This window comes from Salipiger bermudensis, from assembly GCF_020171625.1.
Classification (GTDB): Bacteria; Pseudomonadota; Alphaproteobacteria; order Rhodobacterales; family Rhodobacteraceae; genus Salipiger; species Salipiger bermudensis_B.
The window spans coordinates 187,471-206,525 of sequence record NZ_JAIUZY010000006.1 but is presented as its reverse complement, the minus strand read 5'-3'; the positions used below and the strand labels follow the sequence as shown (position 1 = coordinate 206,525).

At 69.5% G+C, this 19,055-nt stretch carries 16 protein-coding genes and 1 riboswitch; of the genes, 15 read left to right on the top strand and 1 reads right to left on the bottom strand.

The features are described 5' to 3' along the window. Window positions 1-4: 4 nt before the first annotated feature. From iolD to LCM15_RS12905, 11 genes are all read left to right on the top strand, one after another. Window positions 5-1,876 carry a 3D-(3,5/4)-trihydroxycyclohexane-1,2-dione acylhydrolase (decyclizing) gene (gene iolD, locus LCM15_RS12955; RefSeq protein ID WP_224857040.1) on the top strand — a complete coding sequence of 624 codons (1,872 nt, stop codon included), beginning with the start codon at window positions 5-7 and terminating at the stop codon, window positions 1,874-1,876. 20 nt (window positions 1,877-1,896) lie between these two features. Beyond that, window positions 1,897-2,799, top strand: a complete 903-nt coding sequence (gene iolE / locus LCM15_RS12950) for a myo-inosose-2 dehydratase (RefSeq protein ID WP_224857038.1) — start codon at window positions 1,897-1,899, stop codon at window positions 2,797-2,799. 20 nt (window positions 2,800-2,819) lie between these two features. After that, window positions 2,820-3,614 (top strand): 5-deoxy-glucuronate isomerase, encoded by a 795-nt coding sequence (gene iolB / locus LCM15_RS12945; protein WP_224857036.1) that lies wholly within the window; start codon window positions 2,820-2,822, stop codon window positions 3,612-3,614. A 27-nt stretch (window positions 3,615-3,641) separates the two neighbouring features. Further along, a complete protein-coding gene (locus LCM15_RS12940) occupies window positions 3,642-4,421 on the top strand; it encodes a TIM barrel protein (protein ID WP_224857034.1) in 780 nt (259 codons plus the stop codon). Window positions 4,422-4,490: 69 nt separating this feature from the next. Further along, window positions 4,491-4,631: a hypothetical protein gene (locus tag LCM15_RS12935; protein WP_224857032.1), complete on the top strand. Its 141-nt coding sequence runs from the start codon at window positions 4,491-4,493 to the stop codon at window positions 4,629-4,631. Window positions 4,632-5,180: 549 nt separating this feature from the next. Next, the gene (locus tag LCM15_RS12930) at window positions 5,181-6,167 is read left to right on the top strand and encodes an HAD family hydrolase (protein WP_224857030.1); all 987 of its coding nucleotides are present in this window, start codon (window positions 5,181-5,183) and stop codon (window positions 6,165-6,167) included. Between the two features lie 7 nt (window positions 6,168-6,174). Continuing rightward, window positions 6,175-7,164, top strand: coding sequence for an AAA family ATPase (locus tag LCM15_RS12925; protein WP_224857028.1), 990 nt, complete (start codon window positions 6,175-6,177; stop codon window positions 7,162-7,164). A 10-nt stretch (window positions 7,165-7,174) separates the two neighbouring features. After that, window positions 7,175-7,714 (top strand): DUF58 domain-containing protein, encoded by a 540-nt coding sequence (locus LCM15_RS12920; protein ID WP_224857026.1) that lies wholly within the window; start codon window positions 7,175-7,177, stop codon window positions 7,712-7,714. Between the two features lie 12 nt (window positions 7,715-7,726). Continuing rightward, entirely contained in the window at window positions 7,727-8,389 is a 663-nt protein-coding gene (locus LCM15_RS12915; RefSeq protein WP_224857024.1) for a hypothetical protein, read from the top strand. Further along, the gene (locus LCM15_RS12910; RefSeq protein ID WP_224857022.1) at window positions 8,386-10,392 is read left to right on the top strand and encodes a multiheme c-type cytochrome; all 2,007 of its coding nucleotides are present in this window, start codon (window positions 8,386-8,388) and stop codon (window positions 10,390-10,392) included. Before LCM15_RS12915 ends, LCM15_RS12910 begins: the two co-directional genes overlap by 4 nt. A gap of 225 nt (window positions 10,393-10,617) precedes the next feature. Beyond that, complete coding sequence (locus LCM15_RS12905; protein ID WP_224857020.1) at window positions 10,618-11,808, top strand: hypothetical protein; 1,191 nt, start codon at window positions 10,618-10,620, stop codon at window positions 11,806-11,808. 370 nt (window positions 11,809-12,178) lie between these two features. On the opposite strand, the gene cobO is transcribed toward LCM15_RS12905, so the two are convergent. Beyond that, the gene (cobO, locus tag LCM15_RS12900) at window positions 12,179-12,844 is read right to left on the bottom strand and encodes a cob(I)yrinic acid a,c-diamide adenosyltransferase (RefSeq protein WP_263619637.1); all 666 of its coding nucleotides are present in this window, start codon (window positions 12,842-12,844) and stop codon (window positions 12,179-12,181) included. After that, a riboswitch (cobalamin riboswitch) is annotated at window positions 12,840-13,052 on the top strand. It overlaps the preceding gene by 5 nt. A gap of 96 nt (window positions 13,053-13,148) precedes the next feature. Here cobO and LCM15_RS12895 point away from each other — a divergent pair. From LCM15_RS12895 to cobG, 4 genes are read left to right on the top strand one after another with little or no spacing between them, the layout of a single operon-like run. Further along, window positions 13,149-13,559: a DUF1636 family protein gene (locus LCM15_RS12895; protein ID WP_224857016.1), complete on the top strand. Its 411-nt coding sequence runs from the start codon at window positions 13,149-13,151 to the stop codon at window positions 13,557-13,559. Beyond that, window positions 13,556-14,611, top strand: a complete 1,056-nt coding sequence (gene cobW, locus LCM15_RS12890) for a cobalamin biosynthesis protein CobW (RefSeq protein ID WP_224857014.1) — start codon at window positions 13,556-13,558, stop codon at window positions 14,609-14,611. The genes LCM15_RS12895 and cobW overlap by 4 nt, the downstream gene beginning before the upstream one ends. Window positions 14,612-14,623: 12 nt before the next feature. After that, window positions 14,624-17,920 (top strand): cobaltochelatase subunit CobN, encoded by a 3,297-nt coding sequence (gene cobN, locus LCM15_RS12885; protein ID WP_224857011.1) that lies wholly within the window; start codon window positions 14,624-14,626, stop codon window positions 17,918-17,920. Further along, on the top strand, window positions 17,917-19,053 hold the full coding sequence (gene cobG, locus LCM15_RS12880) for a precorrin-3B synthase (protein WP_224857009.1): 1,137 nt from the start codon (window positions 17,917-17,919) through the stop codon (window positions 19,051-19,053). Before cobN ends, cobG begins: the two co-directional genes overlap by 4 nt. Window positions 19,054-19,055 lie beyond the last annotated feature (2 nt).

Sequence of the window (19,055 nt, the reverse complement as noted above, 5' to 3'; positions counted from 1 at the left end):
CGAGATGACCACGATCAGGCTGACGGCGGCGCAGGCCATGGTGAAATGGCTGAGCGTGCAGATGACCCCCACGGCCTCAAGCAGCGACGCGGCAGGTGCGCAAAAGCTGGAGCGCTACGTCGACGGCATGTGGGCGATCTTCGGGCATGGCAACGTGGCCGGCATGGGCGAGGCGCTGCACGGGCTTCGCGAGGAGTTCCCCACGTGGCGCGGGCAGAACGAGCAGACCATGGCCCATGCGGCCATCGCCTATGCCAAGGCCAAGAAGCGCACCCGCGCCATGGCGGTGACGACGTCGATCGGGCCGGGCGCCACCAACGTGGTGACCGCGGCGGCGCTGGCGCATGTGAACCGCCTGCCGCTCCTGATCGTGGCGGGCGACGTGTTCGCCACCCGGCGGCCCGACCCGGTGCTGCAGCAGGTCGAGGATTTTGGCGACGGCACCGTCTCGGCCAATGACTGCTTCCGCCCGGTGTCGCGCTATTTCGACCGCATCACCCGGCCCGAGCATCTGCTCACCGCGCTGCCGCGGGCGCTGCGCACGATGACCGATCCGGCCGAGTGCGGCCCCGCGACGCTGGCCTTCTGCCAAGACGTGCAGTGCGAGGCCTATGACTATCCCGAGGCGTTCTTCGAACCCCGCGTCTGGCATATCCGCCGCCCGCTGGCCGACAGCCGCGAGGTCGAGGAAATGGTGACCCGGATCAGGGCGGCGGAGAAGCCGCTCATCGTGGCCGGCGGCGGGGTGATCTACGCGCAGGCCGAGGCGACGCTGGCGCGCTTTGCGGAGACCCACGGAATCCCGGTGATCGAGACGCAGGCGGGCAAGGGCGCCTTGGCGCAAAGCCACCCGATGAACTTCGGTGCGAGCGGCGTCGACGGCTCGGCCGCCGCCAACGCGCTCGCGGCGGAGGCGGATCTGGTGATCGGCATCGGCACCCGCTTTCAGGATTTCACCACCGGCTCGCGCACCCTGTTTGCCAACCCGGAGCGCCGGCTCGTCTCGGTCAACGTCGCGGCCTATGACGCCGAAAAGCACGGCGCGCTTGCGGTGACGGGCGACGCGCGGGTCACGCTCGAGCGCGTCTCGGAGGCGCTGCGCGACCATCGCGCGCACTGGGCCGGTGCCGACGCCCGCACGCAATGGCTGGCGGCGGTGACCGAGCATTGCCGCGACCGGAAGCGCCCCGCCGGGGAGCGCCCGAGCGATGCCGAGGTGATCGGTGCGGTGCAGCGTGCCACCGGCGAGGACGCGGTGGCGATGTGCGCCGCGGGCACCATGCCGGGCGCGCTCAAACTGCTCTGGCAACCGAGCCAAGGCGGCTACCACATGGAATACGGCTTCTCCTGCATGGGCTACGAAATTGCCGGTGCCATGGGCCTGAAGCTGGCCTGCCCCGAGCGCGAGGTGATCTGTTTTGTGGGCGACGGCTCTTACATGATGGCCAATTCCGAGCTGGCGACCGCGGTGATGCGGCGCATTCCCTTCACCGTGGTGCTGACCGACAACCGCGGCTACGGCTGCATCAACCGGCTGCAGCAGGGCTGCGGCGGGGCGCCGTTCAACAACCTCTACGCCGATTGCAACGTCGCGGCGCAGCCCGAGATCGACTACGTGGCGCATGCCGCCGCGATGGGGGCCCACGCGGTGAAGGCCGCCACGATCGCCGATCTCGAGGAGGCGGTGGCGGCGGCGCGCGGCCGCGATCTGCCCACGGTGATCGTCATCGAGACCGACGCGGGCGAGGGCCCCGGCTTTGGCGAGGCCGGCCACTGGTGGGACGTCGCGGTCCCGGAGACCGGCGACAGCGACCGCCTCGAAAAAGCCTACGCCGCCTATCTCGACCACCAGCAACGCCAGCGCCTCGTCAACTGAGCGCGCCGAGGAGAAACCAGATGATCCGTTTCGGAACAAACCCCATCGCCTGGGCCAATGACGATGACCAGTCGCTGGGCGCGCACATCCCAACCGACCGCATCCTCGACGAAGCCGGGCGTCAGATCGGCTTCGACGGCATCGAGAACGGCCACCGCTGGCCCGCCGATCCCGAGGAGCTGCGGCTGATGATGGAGGAGGCGGGGCTCGCCTTCATCTCGGGCTGGCATTCGCTGAACCTGCTGGCCCATTCGGTCGAGGACGAGAAGGCCGCGATCCAGCCGCATCTCGACCGGCTCAAGCACAACGGCTGCACGGTCTGCATCGCCTGCGAGACCTCGAACTCGGTGCAGGGGCTGGATGTGCCGCTGAGCGAGCGCGTCGTGCTCGATGCGGCGCAGATGAAAGACTTCGGCGCCCGCGTCGAGGCCATCGCGCAACACTGCGCCGATCAGGGCATCGCGCTGGTCTACCACCACCACATGGGCACGGTGGTGCAGTCGCCCGAGGACATCGATGCCTTCATGGCGGCGACCGGGCCCGCCACCCGTCTGCTCTTCGATGCCGGGCATTGTTTCTTCGGCGGCGCCGACCCGGAGGCGGTGCTGCGCCGCCACATCGCGCGGGTGGGCCATTTCCACGCCAAGAACGTCAGGCCGGCGATCCGCGCGCGGGTCGAACAGGAGGGGCTCTCGTTCATGGACGGCATCCGCGCCGGGGTGTTCACCGTGCCCGGCGATCAGGAGGGGGCGGTCGATTTCGCGCCGCTGCTGCGGGTGCTGGCAGAGCACGGCTACGACGGCTGGATCGTCATCGAGGCCGAGCAGGACCCCGAGGCCCGCAACCCATTGCTCTACCAGACGCTCGGCCTTGCTACGCTGCGCCGCATCGCCCGCGAGGTCGGCCTGACGGGCCGGGCCTGAGACCAGAGGAAGGACGACACATGAGCCATCTGCAACACCGCCCCTTCGGCACCCACGGCAAGGTGCACGACATCACCCCTGCCTCGGCGGGCTGGCGCTATGTCGGCTTCGGCCTCTACCGCCTGCGGGCGGGCGAGCGCGTCTTCGAGTCCACCGGCAGCAACGAGGTCATCCTCGTGATGGTCGAGGGAAAGGCGAAGATCTCGGGCGCAGGCCGCGACTGGGGCGAACTGGGCGAGCGCATGAACGTCTTCGAGAAGACCGCGCCGCATTGCCTCTACCTGCCGAATGGCAGCGAGTGGAGCGCCGAGGCCACGACAGAGTGCACGATCGCGGTCTGCGCCGCACCCGGCAAGGGCGGGCACGCGGCACGGCGCATCGGCCCGCACGGGATCACGCTCACCCAGCGCGGCGACGGCAGCAACACCCGCCACATCAATAACATCGCCATGGAAAACGAGGATTACTGCGACCGCCTCTTGGTGACCGAGGTCTTCACCCCGGCGGGCAACTGGTCGAGCTATCCGTCGCATCGCCATGACGAGGATGATTTTCCGCGCGTCACCTATCTCGAAGAGACCTATTACCACCGGCTCAACCCGGCGGACGGGTTCGGGCTCCAGCGGGTCTATACCGACGACCGGCAGCTCGACGAGACCATGGCGGTGCACGATCACGACGTGGTCTGCGTGCCGCGCGGCCACCATCCCTGCGGCGCGCCGCACGGGATCGAGATGTACTACCTCAACGTCATGGCCGGACCGCTGCGCAAGTGGCGCTTCGTTGCGGCACCGCCCGTCGCGCACCTGATGTAGCTGTCCCACCACTCTGGAGTTCGCGTCATGCCCACCCCGTTTCAACTCGCGGCCTGTGCCGAGATGCTCTGGCCCGAACGCCCCATAGAGTGGCGCGCGGCGCGGCTGACCGAGCGCGGGCTCGGGGTCGGGCTTTGGAACTGGTGCGACCACGACCTCGCCGCGCTCGAGAAGGTCGGGGCGCGCTATACCATCATGAACGGCTACCTGCGCGGGCGGCTCTCGGACCCCGAGGGGGCCGAGATGCTGCTGGCCTCGGCGCGCGAGACCGCGCAGGTCGGCAAGCGGCTCGGGGTGGCGCGGCTCAATCTGCACGGCACCGCGCTCGGGCCGGGCGGCCTTCCGATCCCGCAGCACGGGGCGGTCTCACCCGGCATGGTGCAGCGGGCGCGCGACACGCTGCACCGGATCTGCGATCTGGCCGAGGAGGAAGGCGTCGTCTTCACGCTGGAAAACCTCAACTCGCTCGATCATCCCGGCTGCCCCTTCGGCACGACCGCCGAGGTGCTGGCGCTGGTCTCGGCGGTCGACCGGCCGCAGCTGCGCATCAACCTCGATCTCTATCACACGCAGATCGGCGAGGGCGACCTGATCCGCTGGTGCGAGGCCTGCCTGCCGTGGATCGGCGAGATCCAGGTGGCCGACAACCCCGGCCGCTGCGAGCCGGGCACCGGCGAGATCGCCTATGACCGCATCGCCAGGGCGCTGGACCGGCTGGGATACCGCGGTCCCGTGGCCATGGAGGCCTTCGCCGCCGCCGACAGCGATGCCGCCCTCGACGCCTTCGTCGCAGCCTTCACCCTTTGAGCTTTGGCGCCCGACCATGCTCGGGCTCGGCACGGTGCGTCTCAGCAATCGCCGGGTGGATCGAACCTGATGGCCTCGTTCCTCCCCGTCGACGAAAGCACCGCACCCACCGCGTCGCTGCAGCGGATCGAGGAAGGCAAGACCGGGTTCGGTGCTGCGGCAAGACTGACCAAAGCCGCGTGTCCTCGTGATCTCGGGCAGCAATCCTGACGGCACCCGGCAGGCCTGTCTGCCGGCGTGTCACTGGCCCTGCCGATCTCCCGCGCCGATCTCGGGGGAGAGGCCGGGCGCCTTTTCGCGCGGCACGGATGCTCAGCAGGGACCCGGGCCAAAGATATATTCGCTCAAAAGGTGATCGCCTTTGACGGGATGACTTCTTTCAAGGTATCAACCTTGTAAGGTTCAAGGGGGCGCTGGCAGTGCGCCGCATCCAGCCAACGCTCCGGACAGGGAGGCAGTCATGTCGCCGGATGTTCGACGGGGATCATCGTTCGCAGAGGCTGCGATCCTTGCGATTCCGCGCCTCCATGGCCGTGCCGGCCCAGACCGGCGTGGCCCGCTTCCTCCAGAGCGTCGAGGACAATCCGTCACGTCAACACGCCGCATCCTCCTGCCTCGAGAACGGGATGCCCCCCCTATCGAATCAGCCCCGAGCGCGGTGAGCGCTGGCGCGGCATGAAACAGGCGGCTGTTCCGATACGACATGCGCCGGGGCGGCCAATCTCGACCAACTGAGGTGTCATCGAAAGGTCCCTGCCCATGCGTATCCTTGCCACCGCGAGCTGTCTGGCGCTGATCTCCGCCACGGCTCATGCCGATCCGTTGCCGTCGTGGAGCGACAGCGACGCAAAGACCAGCATCATCGACTTCGTCGAGTCGGTGACAGACCCGGCCTCAGACAGCTTCGTGCCGGCGCCCGACCGCATCGCCACCTTCGACAATGACGGCACGCTCTGGACCGAGCAGCCGGTTTATTTCCAGGGGCTCTACGCTCTCGACGTGCTGAAGGAGAAGGCCGCCGAGGACCCCTCGATCCTGAGCTCGGACCTGCTCAAATCCGCCGCGGAGGGGGATGTGGAGGCCGTCATGGCCGCCGGGGTCGAGGGGCTTCTGGAGGTGATCAACGTCTCCCACGCCGACACCACCGTCGACGCCTTCCAGAGCGACGCCTATGACTGGCTGACCACCGAGACCCATCCCGCCACCGGGCTGCCCTATGCCGAGATGGTCTACCAGCCGATGCTCGAGCTGCTGGCCTATCTGCGCGACGAGGGCTTCACCACCTACATCGTCTCGGGCGGCGGCATCGACTTCATCCGCGCCTTTGCCGACGAGGCCTATGGCATCCCGCCGTGGCAGGTGGTCGGCACCGAGGGCAACACCCGGTACGAGGTGGTCGACGGCGTGCCGCAGCTCAGCAAGGACGGCGGCGTGACCTTCATCGACGACAAGGAAGGCAAGCCGGTGGGCATCATCCGCCATATCGGCCAGCGCCCGATCTTCTCCGCCGGCAACTCGGACGGCGATTTCGCCATGCTCGAATACACCACCGCCGGCGAGGGCGCGCGCTTCGGGATGCTGCTGCACCACACCGACGCCGAGCGCGAGTTCGCCTATGACCGCGACAGCGATATCGGACAGCTGGTCCGCGGCCTCGACGAGGGGCCGGAGCGCGGCTGGACCATCGTCGACATGGCGCAGGACTGGGACAAGGTGTTCCCCTCGGACGGGCGCGCTGAAAGGTAGAACCGGAATGCAGGACATGACCGAACGCGGCCCGCGGGCACAGATCGAGGCGCTGCGGGCGCGGACGGGCGAGGCGATCATCGGCCAGCGCGAGGTGATCGGCCTGCTCGCCAATGGCAACCTGCTGGTCGAGGGCCTGCCGGGCCTTGCCAAGACCCGCGCGATCAAGGCGCCGGCGCGCAACCTCGAATGCGACTTCTCGCGCATCCAGTTCACCCCCGACCTGCTGCCTTCGGACGTCACCGGCACCGAGGTCTATTACCAGGGCGAAGGTGGCGGCGCGTTCCGCTTCGAAGCCGGGCCGATCTTTGCCAACCTCGTGCTCGCCGACGAGATCAACTGCGCACCGGCCAAGGTGCAGGCGGCGCTGCTCGAGGCGATGCAGGAGCGGCAGGTGACGGTGGCGGGCACCACCCACCGGATGGAGCCGCTGTTCATGGTGATGGCGACCCAGAACCCGATCGAGCAGGAGGGCACCTATCCGCCGCCCGAGGCGCAGATGGACCGGTTCCTGATGCATGTGAACATCACCTATCCGCCGGTCGAGGACAAGGTCGAGGTGATCCGGCTGGTATGCGCCGAGGAAGCCGCGGCACAAGCCGGGGCTGGCGGTCCTGCCTCCGCGCGCCCGGCACCGATCCCGCAGGAAGCGGCGTTTGCCGCCCGCCGCGAGATCGCCGCGCTGCGCGTGGCACCCGAGATGGAGCGCTACATCGCCGATCTGGTCAGCGCCACCCGCATGCCCTCGGCCTTCGGCGAAGACCTCGCGCGCTGGATCGAAGTGGGCGCCAGCCCGCGCGCCTCGCTGGCGCTCGACAAGTGCGGCCGCACCCATGCCTGGCTCGCGGGGCGCGACTACGTCGATCCCGAGGACATCCGTGCCGTGGTGGCCGACGTGCTGCGCCACCGGCTGGGTCTCAGCTACGAGGTGCAGGGCGAGGGCATCCACCCCGACGCGGTGGTGGCCGAGATCGTGCGGCAGGTGGCATTGCCCTGAGGGAGGACCGATGAAGGACCGCGCCGCCCGCATCCGCACCGGCACCCTGCCGAAGGCCGCGCAGGTCTCGGGAGATCCGCGCATCCACACCGATCTGGCCCATCTGCGCAGCCTCGAGGGGCCGGCGCGCGGCCTCAGCTTCCTGCCGCGCCAGCCGGCGCAATCGGTGCTGAACGGGCGCCATGCCTCGCGCCTGCGCGGACGCGAGCTGAACTTCGAGGAACTGCGCGACTATCTGCCCGGCGATGACATCCGCAGCATCGACTGGAAGGTCACCGCCCGCACCGCCCGCCCGCATGTCCGGGTGATGACGGAAGAGCGCGACCGCCCGGCGCTGATCGTGGTGGATCAGCGCATGTCGATGTTCTTCGGCACGCGGCGGGCGATGAAATCGGTCACCGCCGCCGAGGCCGCCACGATGATCGCATTCCGCATCCTCGATCAGGGCGACCGGGTGGGGGGCATCGCGTTCGGCGACGAACTGATCGCCGAGATCCGCCCGCAGCGCAGTCGCGGCGCGCTCAACCGCTTTCTCACCTCACTGTCCTAGGCCAACGGCCTGTTGCACGCAGAGGCGCCGAACCTGGTGCCGGTGGGGCTGACGCAGGTGCTGCGCGCCGTGGCCCGGATTGTCAGCCGCAATCACCTGATCGTCGTGCTGAGCGATTTCGACGGCCTCGACGCCGGGACCGACCGCATCGTCTCGGCGCTGGCGCGGCACAACGACCTGATCCTCGTGCCGGTCACCGATCCCGGCGCCGAAGAGCTGCCCGCCGGGATGCGCCTTGTCGTCACAGATGGCGAGCTGCAGACCGAGATCGACACCAGCGCCAAGGCCACGCGCCGGGCGCTGGTCGAGATGTCGAGCGGGCGGCTGGCGGAGATGTTCGACTGGCAACGCCGCTTCGGCGTGCCGATCCTGCCGCTTTCGGCGGGCGAGGAGACGCTGCCGCAGATGCGGCGCTGCTGGCGCTCTTGGCGCAGCGCTACGGCGGCGCGGCGACCCCGGAAGGCGAGGCTTGGAGTGCCCTGCAGGGTGCGCTCAACGAGGCGCGTCCCCACGGGCGCCGGGTCAGAGCGGCGGACGCGCTGCCGCCTTTCAACCCTCGAGGCGCATGATGGCCTTCCTTTTGCGCTTCAAGTTGAACATACTGCTGAAATGACATCGTGCCCAAGCCCCTCCGCCCGCGCCACCGCTGCGTCGGGACGCCGTCCCGCCCCATGATACCCATCCCTGCGACGCCCGGAGGATGCGGAAGCCTGCCCGAAATCGTGACCCGCGCGGGGCTTTGGCTGCTCGTGGCGGCACTCGCGATGATCGCGGCGCCTGCCGCCGCGCAGGACTACCTCGGCTCGGAGCGCTGCATCGCGTGCCACAGCGAGGCCGGCGCGGCGTGGGAGGGCTCGCACCATGCGCTGGCCTGGACCGCCCCCACCGCCGACAACATCAAAGCGGATTTCGACGGCACCGCGTTCCGCCTCGGGGACATGCACGCGCGCTTCTCGCTCTCTCCCGAGGGCACGCCGCTGGTCAGCGTCACCGAGCGCGATCAGGTGACCACGGAGTACGAGGTGCATTCGGTGATCGGCGTCGAGCCGCTGCAGCAATACATCCTCGAGACCGAGCCCGGCCGGCTGCAGAGCTTCGACGTGGTCTGGGACACCGAGAGGGGCGACTGGTTTCACCTCTATCCCGAGCAGAACTATGCCCCGGAGGACGGGCTGCACTGGACCGGCCCCTACAAGACATGGAACAGCCGCTGCGCCGCCTGCCACGCCACCGGCTTCGAGGCCAACTACGACGCCCGGACCCGCAGCTTCGCCTCGACGCAGGTTGAGATCGGCGTCGGCTGCGAGGCCTGCCACGGCCCCGGCAGCGCGCATCTGGACTGGGCCGAGCGCTATGGAACGACGCAGGAGGCGCCGCCCGCGGCCTATGGCTTCACCGTCGACATGTCGCAGCCCGCGGAGATGATCGAGCAATGCGCCAGCTGCCATTCCCGCCGCGAGCCGTTTCTCGACGGCAACCCGGTGCCCGGAACACCCTATCACGACACCTACAACCTCTCGCTGCTGCGCGAAGGGGCCTACGAGGCCGACGGGCAGATCCTCGACGAGGTCTATGTCTACGGGTCGTTCCTGCAATCGAAGATGTACGCGCAGGGGGTGAGCTGCTCGAACTGCCACCTGCCGCACGAGGCCGAGCTGATCGCCGAGGGCAACGCGGTCTGCACCCAGTGCCACAGCCCGGCGGGCAATCCCGAGTTCCGCTCGCTGCCTCTGCAGGTGTTCGACGGGCCCGAGCACACCCACCACCCCGACGGCTCGGACGGGGCCTTGTGCAAGACCTGCCACATGACCGAGCGGGTCTACATGGGCAATGACTGGCGCGCCGATCACTCCTTCCGTATCCCGCGCCCGGACCTCGCCGCCGAGACCGGCGCGCCGGATGCCTGCACGACCTGCCACGAGGATCAGAGCCCGGACTGGGCCGCCGCCACCCTCGAAGAGTGGTTCCCCGACAGCCGCCATCGCGGACCGCATTACGGCGAGGTGCTCGCCCACGGGCGGCGCGATCCCGCGCGCGCCGCGCCGGAGCTGCGCGCCCTGTCGCTCGATGACGACATGGCGGGCATCGTGCGCGCCACGGCGATCTACCTGCTCGAGCAGGCCGGCGATCCGTCCGATGCAATGGCGCTGGAGGCGCTCCTGCAGGACCCCGATCCGCTGGTACGCAGCGCGGCGGTCAAGCTGCAGCGCGTCGCCCCCGCCATAGAACGGGCGCCGCGGCTCATGCAGTCGCTGTCGGACCCGGCGCGCGCGGTGCGCATGGCGACGGCGCAGTCGATGCTCGACGCGCAGATCGCCAGTATGCCGGGCCGCTACGAGCGGGCGCTGCGCGCAGCCTACGCGGAGTGGCAGGCCTCGATGGCCAGCCGTCTCGACTATCCCGAGACCCACCTTCAGATGGGCGGCACGGCACTGGTGATGCGCAACATGCCCGCCGCCTCCGGCGCGTTTGCTGAAGCGACGCGCCTCGATCCGCAGCTTGTCGACGCGTGGGTCATGCAGGTCCGCATCGCTGCGGCGAAGGGCGACTCGCACGGGGCGCTCGGGCTGCTGGAGCAGGCGCTTGCCCGCAATCCCGGCAACATGACGCTGCAGATGATGCGCCGCGAGCTGACCGGCGAGGCGCTGGACCTGCTGCCGCCGCCCTCGGGCGACTGAGAGGGGGCTGGGGTTGGTGTACGGGGGCTCGGGTCGGTGCAAGAGGCGGAGCGACGGTGCGCTCCAGGTCCTAGGCAAAGCAGAACCGGGAAACGGACGGTCGCGCAGGTCGCCAAGTAGGGCAGAAGAGAGCCCAGAGTCACGGATACGGCCTGCAACATATGTGCCCGTCTGTCACGCCAGACCGATGTTGCGCCGCCGCATCCCATCTGCTTTTTTCCGCGGATGCTGAACGCCGTTATCCTCGCGACCGTCACCCTTGCAGGGGCGCTACTGATATGGCCCCGCGTCGCGAATGCGACGCTCTGGCGCGCGACACTGACCCCTCTGGCCTCGATCATCGGCAGCGGGTTTCTGGTTCTCGGGCCGATCCTCGACGTCAGCTACGGCGGGTACGCACCGCTCGTCATGCTTGGCCTGTGTGCGGTGGCCTACCTGTTCGGAAGCGCGATCCGGTACAACATCGCCGACATGGAAGCGTCCCCCGCCGCGTCACGCGTAACCGAGAGGCTCGAAACCGTGGCCTCTATCGTGCTCGCCTTCGCGTTCGTTGTCTCGGTGGCCTACTACCTCAACCTGTTCGGTGCCTTCGGCGTCAGCCTGACGGGCCTCGATGACCGGTTTCACGCCAAGCTGCTCACAACGGCGGCCTTCACCTTGATCCTGTTCACCGGGCTGACGCGCGGCTTTTCCGCGCTTGAACGCATGGAGCAGGTGTCTGTTTGCCTGAAGCTGATGATCATTGCGGGTCTCTTGCTGGGTCTTGTGGTGTACTTCGGCGAGGCCACCGGCCAAGGGGCGCTGCAGTTCGATGCGCCCCGGGTGACCGGTTGGGCGAGCCTGACGCTGATGGCGGGGCTGATCGTCACCGTGCAGGGCTTCGAGACGTCGCGATACCTCGGGTCGACCTACGATGCGCGGATGCGGATCCGGTCGATGCGACTGGCGCAATGGATCTCGTCGGGAATCTACGGCCTCTATATCGTGCTTCTGACCTACGCGTTCGTGAGTGATCCGCAGTCCCTGGACGAGACGGCGATCATCGACATGATGCAGGTCGTCGCGCCGATCCTGCCGCTGCTGCTGGTGGTGGCGGCGCTCAGCGCCCAGTTCAGCGCGGCCATCGCGGACACCAGCGGATCAGGTGGCCTGATTGCCGAGGTCTCGAAAGGCGCGGTGACGGAGCGGGTCGCGTATACGGTCCTCGTCGGCATCGGGATCGTTCTGACATGGACCGCGAATATCTTCGAGATCATCAGCTACGCCTCGCGGGCCTTTGCGCTCTACTATGCGATGCAGGCGGGCATTGCGGCAATCCGTGCTTGGCGGGGCAATGACCTGCCGCGAGTGGCGCTCTTCGGGGTCATGGCGCTTCTGGGCCTCGCGATCACGGTGTTCGGAACACCGGTCGAGTAGAGGCAGAGGCTATACAAGCCGAAAACAGGGGCGCTTTCGTCCGCCGCCCGGCGCTTTCTTCCCTACCGTATCTTAGCAGGCCGATGAAAAAGGTTGTACGAGCGTGCTTCTCGGCTCGCTCATCAGGCCCGATGCGCTGGATTTTCATCAGATCAACGAGAGAGCCGGAAACATGACGCAATTTCGCGTCTAGATGGCAATGGTCGAAGTTTTCAGTAGCCTGTTAGGTCTGTTTCGGATCAGACCTGCGTTGGCGCGGGTCGGTCGTCGGTACGACCGACCGCCCTCAACCGGCAACCGCACCCCTCGAACCCCAGCCACACCAAGCCACCGCCCCCCGCACCCCCACGGAGGCAGGGGGCGCAGGCCTTCAGTACTCGACACCCTTCTGCGCCTTCACCCCGTCCTTGAACGGGTGCTTGAGCAGCGTCATCTCGGTGACGAGGTCGGCGGCCTCGAGCAGCTCGGGCTTGGCGTTGCGCCCGGTCAGGCAGACATGCGTCATCGGCGGTTTCTCGGTGAGCAGAAAGTCGACCACCTCGTCGATGTCGAGGTAGTCATAGCGCAGCGCGATGTTGATCTCGTCGAGCAGCACGAAGCGGATCTCGGGGTCGCGGATCTGCGCCTTGGCGATCTCCCAGCCGTTGCGCGCCGCGGCGATGTCGCGCTCGCGGTCCTGCGTGTCCCAGGTGAAGCCCTCGCCGGAAATGAAGAAGCGGCACTCCTCGGAGAAGCGGTTGCGCAGGAACTCGGCCTCGCCGGTGACCCAGTTGCCCTTGATGAACTGCACCACCGCGCAGGGCATCCCGTGACCGATGCAGCGCATGATCATCCCGAAGCCCGAGGACGACTTGCCCTTGCCGGGGCCGGTATGGACGAGGATCAGGCCCTTCTCCTCGGTCTTTCCCTGCATCATCCTGTCGCGGGCGGCCTTGATCTTCTTCATCTTTTCCTTGTGACGGGCGTTTTCGTCGGTCGGGGTCTCGTCGCTCACCGGAAGCTCCTTCGCTTGACAAGGGCGGGAATTGCGGCGCATCTGGCACCACGCTGGTGCCTGTGTAAACAGGTGAAAAGGGAATGCGCCAGCCCGGGCAACCGGATCAAGCGCAGCCGCCCCCGCGACCGTGACCGGAGAGGTCCTCCACCGCCACTGGCCCTGCGCCGGGAAGGCCGGGGGGCCGCTGGATGGCCCTGCCATCCTGCATCCGCAAGCCGGGAGACCTGCCAGCCCAAGACGACACCAAGACCGGACGGGGTGTGCCGGGGTCGGGTTCATGCTGCCGGTCCGTGCCGGGGGTGATCCTGCTCACATGCCTTTGCCGAGACCAGCGGAGAGGCCTGTGCAGAACGATTCCGACATCCATGCCGAGAGCGAGCTTCTGGTGTGCGTCAAGTGCCGCCGCGGCACCGAGGCGCCCGCCGACGATCGCCGTCCGGGGCGCCGCCTCTACGACCGGCTCTGCGCGCTCGGCGCACCTGCGGGCGTGCGGCTGCGCGCCGTCGAGTGCCTACAGAACTGCGACGCGGGCTGCACCGTCGCGCTGCGCGGCGCGGGCCGGTGGACCTATGTCTACGGGCAACTCGACGACGAGGCCCATGCCGAGACGCTGCTCGACGGCGCCGGCCGCTATCACGCCACCGCCGACGGGCTGATCCCGTGGCGCGAGCGCCCGGAGCATTTCAAGCGCAACTGCGTGGCGCGGGTGCCGCCCGCACATTTTGCAGACCCCCTTCAGGAGACCGACCAATGAGCGACCTCAGCAAGCTGCCCGTCACCGTGATCACCGGCTTTCTCGGCTCCGGCAAAACCACGCTGATCACCGAGCTGATGAAGAACCCCGGCGGCCGGCGCCTTGCCGTGGTGGTCAACGAGTTCGGCGACGTGGGCGTCGACGGCGAGATCCTCAAGGGCTGCGCGATCCCCGACTGCCCGGCCGAGAACATCATGGAGCTGTCGAACGGCTGCATCTGCTGCACTGTCGCGGATGATTTCATCCCCACCATCGAGGCGCTGATGGCGCTCGAGCCGCGCCCCGATCACATCCTGATCGAGACCTCGGGGCTGGCCCTGCCGAAGCCGCTCCTGAAGGCGTTCGACTGGCCCGACATCCGCTCGCGGATCACCGTCGACGGGGTGATCGCGCTGGCCGATGCCGAGGCGGTGGCGGCGGGGCGCTTCGCGCCCGACGTGGCGCGGGTCGACGCGCAGCGCGCCGCCGATGACAGCCTCGATCACGAGACCCCGCTGTCGGAAGTGTTCGAAGACCAGATCTCCTGCGCCGACATCGTGCTGCTGACCAAGCCCGACCTCGCCGGTCTTGACGGTGTTGCGCGCGCCCGCGAGATCATCGCCGCCGAGGCGCCGCGCCCGATCCCGGTGATCGAGGTGGCCGAGGGCGTGGTCGATGCCCGCGTCATCCTCGGGCTCGAGGCGGCGGCCGAGGACGACATGGCGGCGCGCCCGAGCCACCACGACACCCCGCATGACCACGACCACGACGAGTTCGACTCGATCGCGGTGGAGATCCCCGAGCTGTCCGAGCCCGCCACCCTCGTCCGCGCCATCGAGGGTCTTGCGCGTGATCACAACATCCTGCGGGTCAAGGGCTATGCCGCGGTGGCGGGCAAGCCGATGCGCCTGCTGGTGCAGGCGGTCGGCGCGCGGGTGCGCCACCAGTTCGACCGGCCTTGGGGCGCGGGCGAGGCGCGGCAGGGCCGGCTCGTGGTGATCGCCGAGCATGACGACATCCGCCGCGACGTGATCGAGGCCGCGCTCGGCGTCGCCCGCCAGCCCGCCGAGTAAGGCCCGCCCGCCATGCACGTCATCTTCCGCGAAAGCCACGGGCTCGAGGAGAGCGGGACCCCCACCGATCTCGGGCAGAGCCCGGCGGATCTGGTGGTGCTGTCGTTCTCCGACAGCGATCTCGGGGCCTTCGCGGAAGCGTGGCACCGGGCCGCGGGCGGCCTGCCGGAGCTGCGGCTGGCCAATCTCGCGGCACTGAAGCATCCGCTGTCGGTCGACACCTATGTCGAGCAGACTCTGGCGGGCGCGAAGGGCATCCTGATCCGGCTGATCGGCGGGATGCCCTACTGGTCCTACGGGCTGGCGCAGGTGCGGGCACTGGCGCAAGAGCGCGGCATCGCGCTGGCGGTGCTGCCCGCCGACGGGCGCGAGGATGCGCAGCTTGATGCGGTCTCGACCCTGCCGGTCTCGACGCTGCGGCGGCTGGCGCATCTGTGCGACACCGGCGGCGCGGTGGCGGCGCAGGCGGCGCTGGCCCAGATGGCGCTGGCGGCGGGGCTCTATGCCGGGCCGGTGCCGGGCTCCAAGGCGTTGCCACCGTGGGGGCTTTGGACGCCGGAACACGGCGTGATCGAGAGTGTGCCGCGCTCTGAGGGCGACACGCTGGGCGCACTGGCCGGGCGCCGGGTGCTGGTGGTGTTCTACCGCTCCTACCTCGTGGCCGCCGACATGGCCCCGGTCGAGGCGCTGTTTGCGCAGTTCCGCGCCGAGGGGGCCGAGGTGCTGGCGCTGTTCGCGCCCTCGCTCAAGGTCGCGGCGCTGGCCGACGAGATGGAGGGCGCGATCCGGAATTTCGCCCCCGACGCCATAGTCAACCTGACGGCGTTCTCGGGCCGTGGTAAGAGCGGCGGCTCGGTACTCGACGTAGCCGGTGTGCCGGTGTTTCAGGGCGCGCTCGCGACCTCCACCCGGAGCGCATGGGAGGAGGCCGAGCGCGGGCTTTCGCCAGCCGATCTCGCGATGCACGTGGTGCTGCCCGAGGTCGACGGGCGGCTCAGCGGCGGGGTGATCTCGTTCAAGGAGCCGGGCGCGCGCGATCCGGCGCTGCAATTCGCGCGCATGGTCCACCGCCCGCACGAGAGGCAGGTGGCTGCGCTGGTGGCGCGGGTTGCGGGCTGGCTGCGCCTGTCCTCCTCCGACGCCGCCGCGCGGCGGGTGGCGCTGGTGCTCTCGACCTATCCCGGCAAGGACTGGCAGATGGGCCACGCGGTCGGGCTCGACGCGCCGGCCTCGGCGGTGGCGATGCTCGAGGATCTGCGTGCGGCGGGCTATGATATTCCGGAAACGACGGGGGATCTGCCGACCCGGCTGCAGGAAGCGGCGATGCGCTGGCCGCTGGAAGAGTACCGCGCCGCGCTGGCCGCCCTGCCGCAGACCCTGCGCGACGATCTTGCCGCTGCATGGGGTGCACCGGAGGACGATCCCTCCTGCGAGGACGGTGCCTTCCGTTTTCCGGCGGTCCAACTCGGCGCGGCGCTGCTGGCGCTGCAGCCCGAGCGCGGCACGCCCGCGCGGCGCGAGGACGACTACCACGATCTGCAGCGCGTGCCGCGCCACGGCTACGTGGCGTTCTATCTCTGGCTTCAGGGCCGGGCCGACGCGCTGGTTCATATCGGGGCGCATGGCACGCTGGAATGGCTGCCGGGCAAGTCGGTGGCGCTGTCCGAGCGCTGCTGGCCCGAGGCGCTGACCGGAGCGCTGCCGGTGATCTACCCGTTCATCGTCAACGATCCCGGCGAGGCCGCGCAGGCCAAGCGCCGCATCGGCGCGGTCACGCTGGGCCACATCCCGCCGCCGCTGAAACAGGCCGGCACGCCGGAGCGGCTGGCCCGGCTCGAGGCGCTGCTGGACGAGTTCTCCAATGCCGACGGGCTCGACCCGCGTCGCCGCGACCGGCTGCAGGGCGACATCCGGGCGGAAGCCCGCAGCCTCGGGGTGGAGGACGCTCTGGGGCTCAAGGCCGCCGGGTGCAGCGCTGAGGCGATCACCCGCATCGACCGCTTCGTCTGCGACGTGAAGGAAAGCCAGTTCGGCGAGGGGCTGCATGTCTGGGGCCGCCCGGCCCACCCCGGCGCGCCGTTCGAGACCGCGCCCTCGGTCGGTGCGGAGCGCGCCGCGCTGCTCGCGGCACTCGAAGGCCGGTGGATCGCGCCGGGGCCGTCCGGTTCGCCCTATCGGGGCCGGGGCGACGTTCTGCCGACCGGGCGCAACCTCTTCACCACCGATCCGCGAGCGGTGCCGACGCGCGCCGCCCATGCCCAGGGCGTGCGCCTCGCCGACGAGCTTGTCCGCCGGCACCTGCAGGACGAGGGCGACTGGCCGCGCGGGCTGGTGGTGGATCTCTGGGGCTCGGCCACCATGCGCACCGCCGGCGAGGAGTTCGCCATGGCGCTGCACCTGCTGGGCTGCCGCCCGGTCTGGGATGCGGGCAGCGAGCGGGTGAGCGGCATCGAGGTCCTCCCCATCGCCGAGCTCGACCGCCCGCGCATCGACGTCACGCTGCGGGTCTCGGGGCTGTTTCGCGATGTCTTTCCGACGCTCTCGGCGCTGTTTGCTAGCGCGGTGCGGGCGCTTGCGGCGCGCGACGAGGCGGCGGATTTCAACCCCTACGTGCTGCGCCCGGGCGCGCGCGTCTACGGGCCGCGCCCGGGCAGCTTCGGGCTGGGGATGCTGGACGCGCTCGAGGATTACAGCGAGGACGGACGCCGTCGCGCCGGCGAGGCGTGGCTGGCCGCCTCGAGCTGGGCGCTCGACGGCGAGATTGCGGCGCATGATCCGGCCGGGCTGCGCGGACAGGTCGCCGCGGCGGACGGCTTCGTGCACCCGCAGGACCTGCCCGAAAGCGACCTGCTGCTCGCCGCCGACTATGCCGCGCACGAGGCGGGCTTTGCGGCGGCCAAGGAGATCACCGGCGGCGCGGCGCGGCTCTACCATCTCGACAACACCGATCCCGCCCGCCCCCGCGCCCGCGCCCTGAGCGAAGAAGTCGCGCGCGTGGTGCAGGCCCGCGCGGGCTCGCGCGGCTGGATGCAGGGGATGCGGGCGCATGGCTTCCGTGGTGCCGCCGAGATCGCCGCGACGCTGGATCATATGGCCGCCTTCGCGCATCTCGCCGGGGTCGTGGGGCCGCATCTCTTCGATCTCTACTACGAGGCCACGCTGGGCGATGACGACATCGCGCGTTTCATGGCCGAGGCCAATCCGCAGGCGCTCGAGGCGCTGAGGGCGCGGTTCCGGGCGCTGGCGGAGGCCGGGCTGTGGCAGAGCCGGCGCAACTCGATCCTTGCTGCGATGGAGGACGGGGCATGAGCCGGGTGAAGGGCTGGTGTCCGGGCGCGCATCGCCCGATGATGTCGGGCGATGGGCTGGTGGTGCGGGTGCGGCCCAGGCTGGCGCGGCTCGACCGGGCGCAGGCGCTGGGGCTGGCGGCACTGGCGCAGCGCTTCGGCAGCGGCGTGATCGACCTTACCAGCCGCGCCAACCTGCAGATCCGCGGCGTGGCCGAGGCCGATCACGAGGCGCTGCTGCAGGAGCTGGCGCGGCTCGACCTGCTCGATGCCGATGCCAGTCTCGAACGCCGCCGCAACGTGCTGGTCACGCCGTTCTGGCAGCCCGGCGATCTGACCGAGCGCCTTACGCAGGCGCTGCTCGCGGCGCTGCCCGCGCTGCCGGAGTTGCCGGCCAAGGTGGGCTTTGCCATCGACACCGGCGCGGAGCCGCTGCTGGCCGGGGCCTCGGCAGATATCCGGCTCGAGCGTGGAATTTCGGGCCTGATCCTGCGCGCCGACGGGGCCGCGGGCGGCAGGCCGGTGACCGAGCAGGACGCGATCCCGGCGCTGCTCGAGATGGCGCGTTGGTTCGACGCAAACCACAGCGACAGTGCGCGACGGATGCGCGCCGTGGTCGGACAGGCAGCCTTGCCCGAGGGCTGGCAGACGGAAGCGCCAAGGCCTGCCGGGCCGCTCCCGGAGCCGGGGCCGCACGCCGCGGGCATGGTGATCGGCGCCGCCTTCGGGCAGTTTGATGCCGCCGAGCTGGCGCGCCTGCTGGAAGACAGCGATGCCGCGGCGATCCGCGTTACGCCGTGGCGAATGCTGCTGCTCGAAGACGTCACCGATTTGCCTGCCGGCCCCTTCATCACCACGCCCGGCGATCCCCTGCTCGGCGTCGATGCCTGCCCCGGCGCGCCGTTCTGCGCCTCGGCCAGTGTCGAGACGCGGCCATTGGCCCGAAAGCTGGCCGTGCAACTGGCCACCAACGCCGCGGGGCCGAGCGGGCTGCACGTCTCTGGCTGCGCCAAGGGCTGCGCCCGCGCGCGCCCCGCCGCCCGCACCCTCGTCGGACGCGACGGCCGGTTCGACCTCGTCGAGAACGGGGGCGCCGGGGATCCGCCCAGCCAAACCGGGCTCAGCCCCGAAGACCTTGTGACCGGAGCCATCTAGCC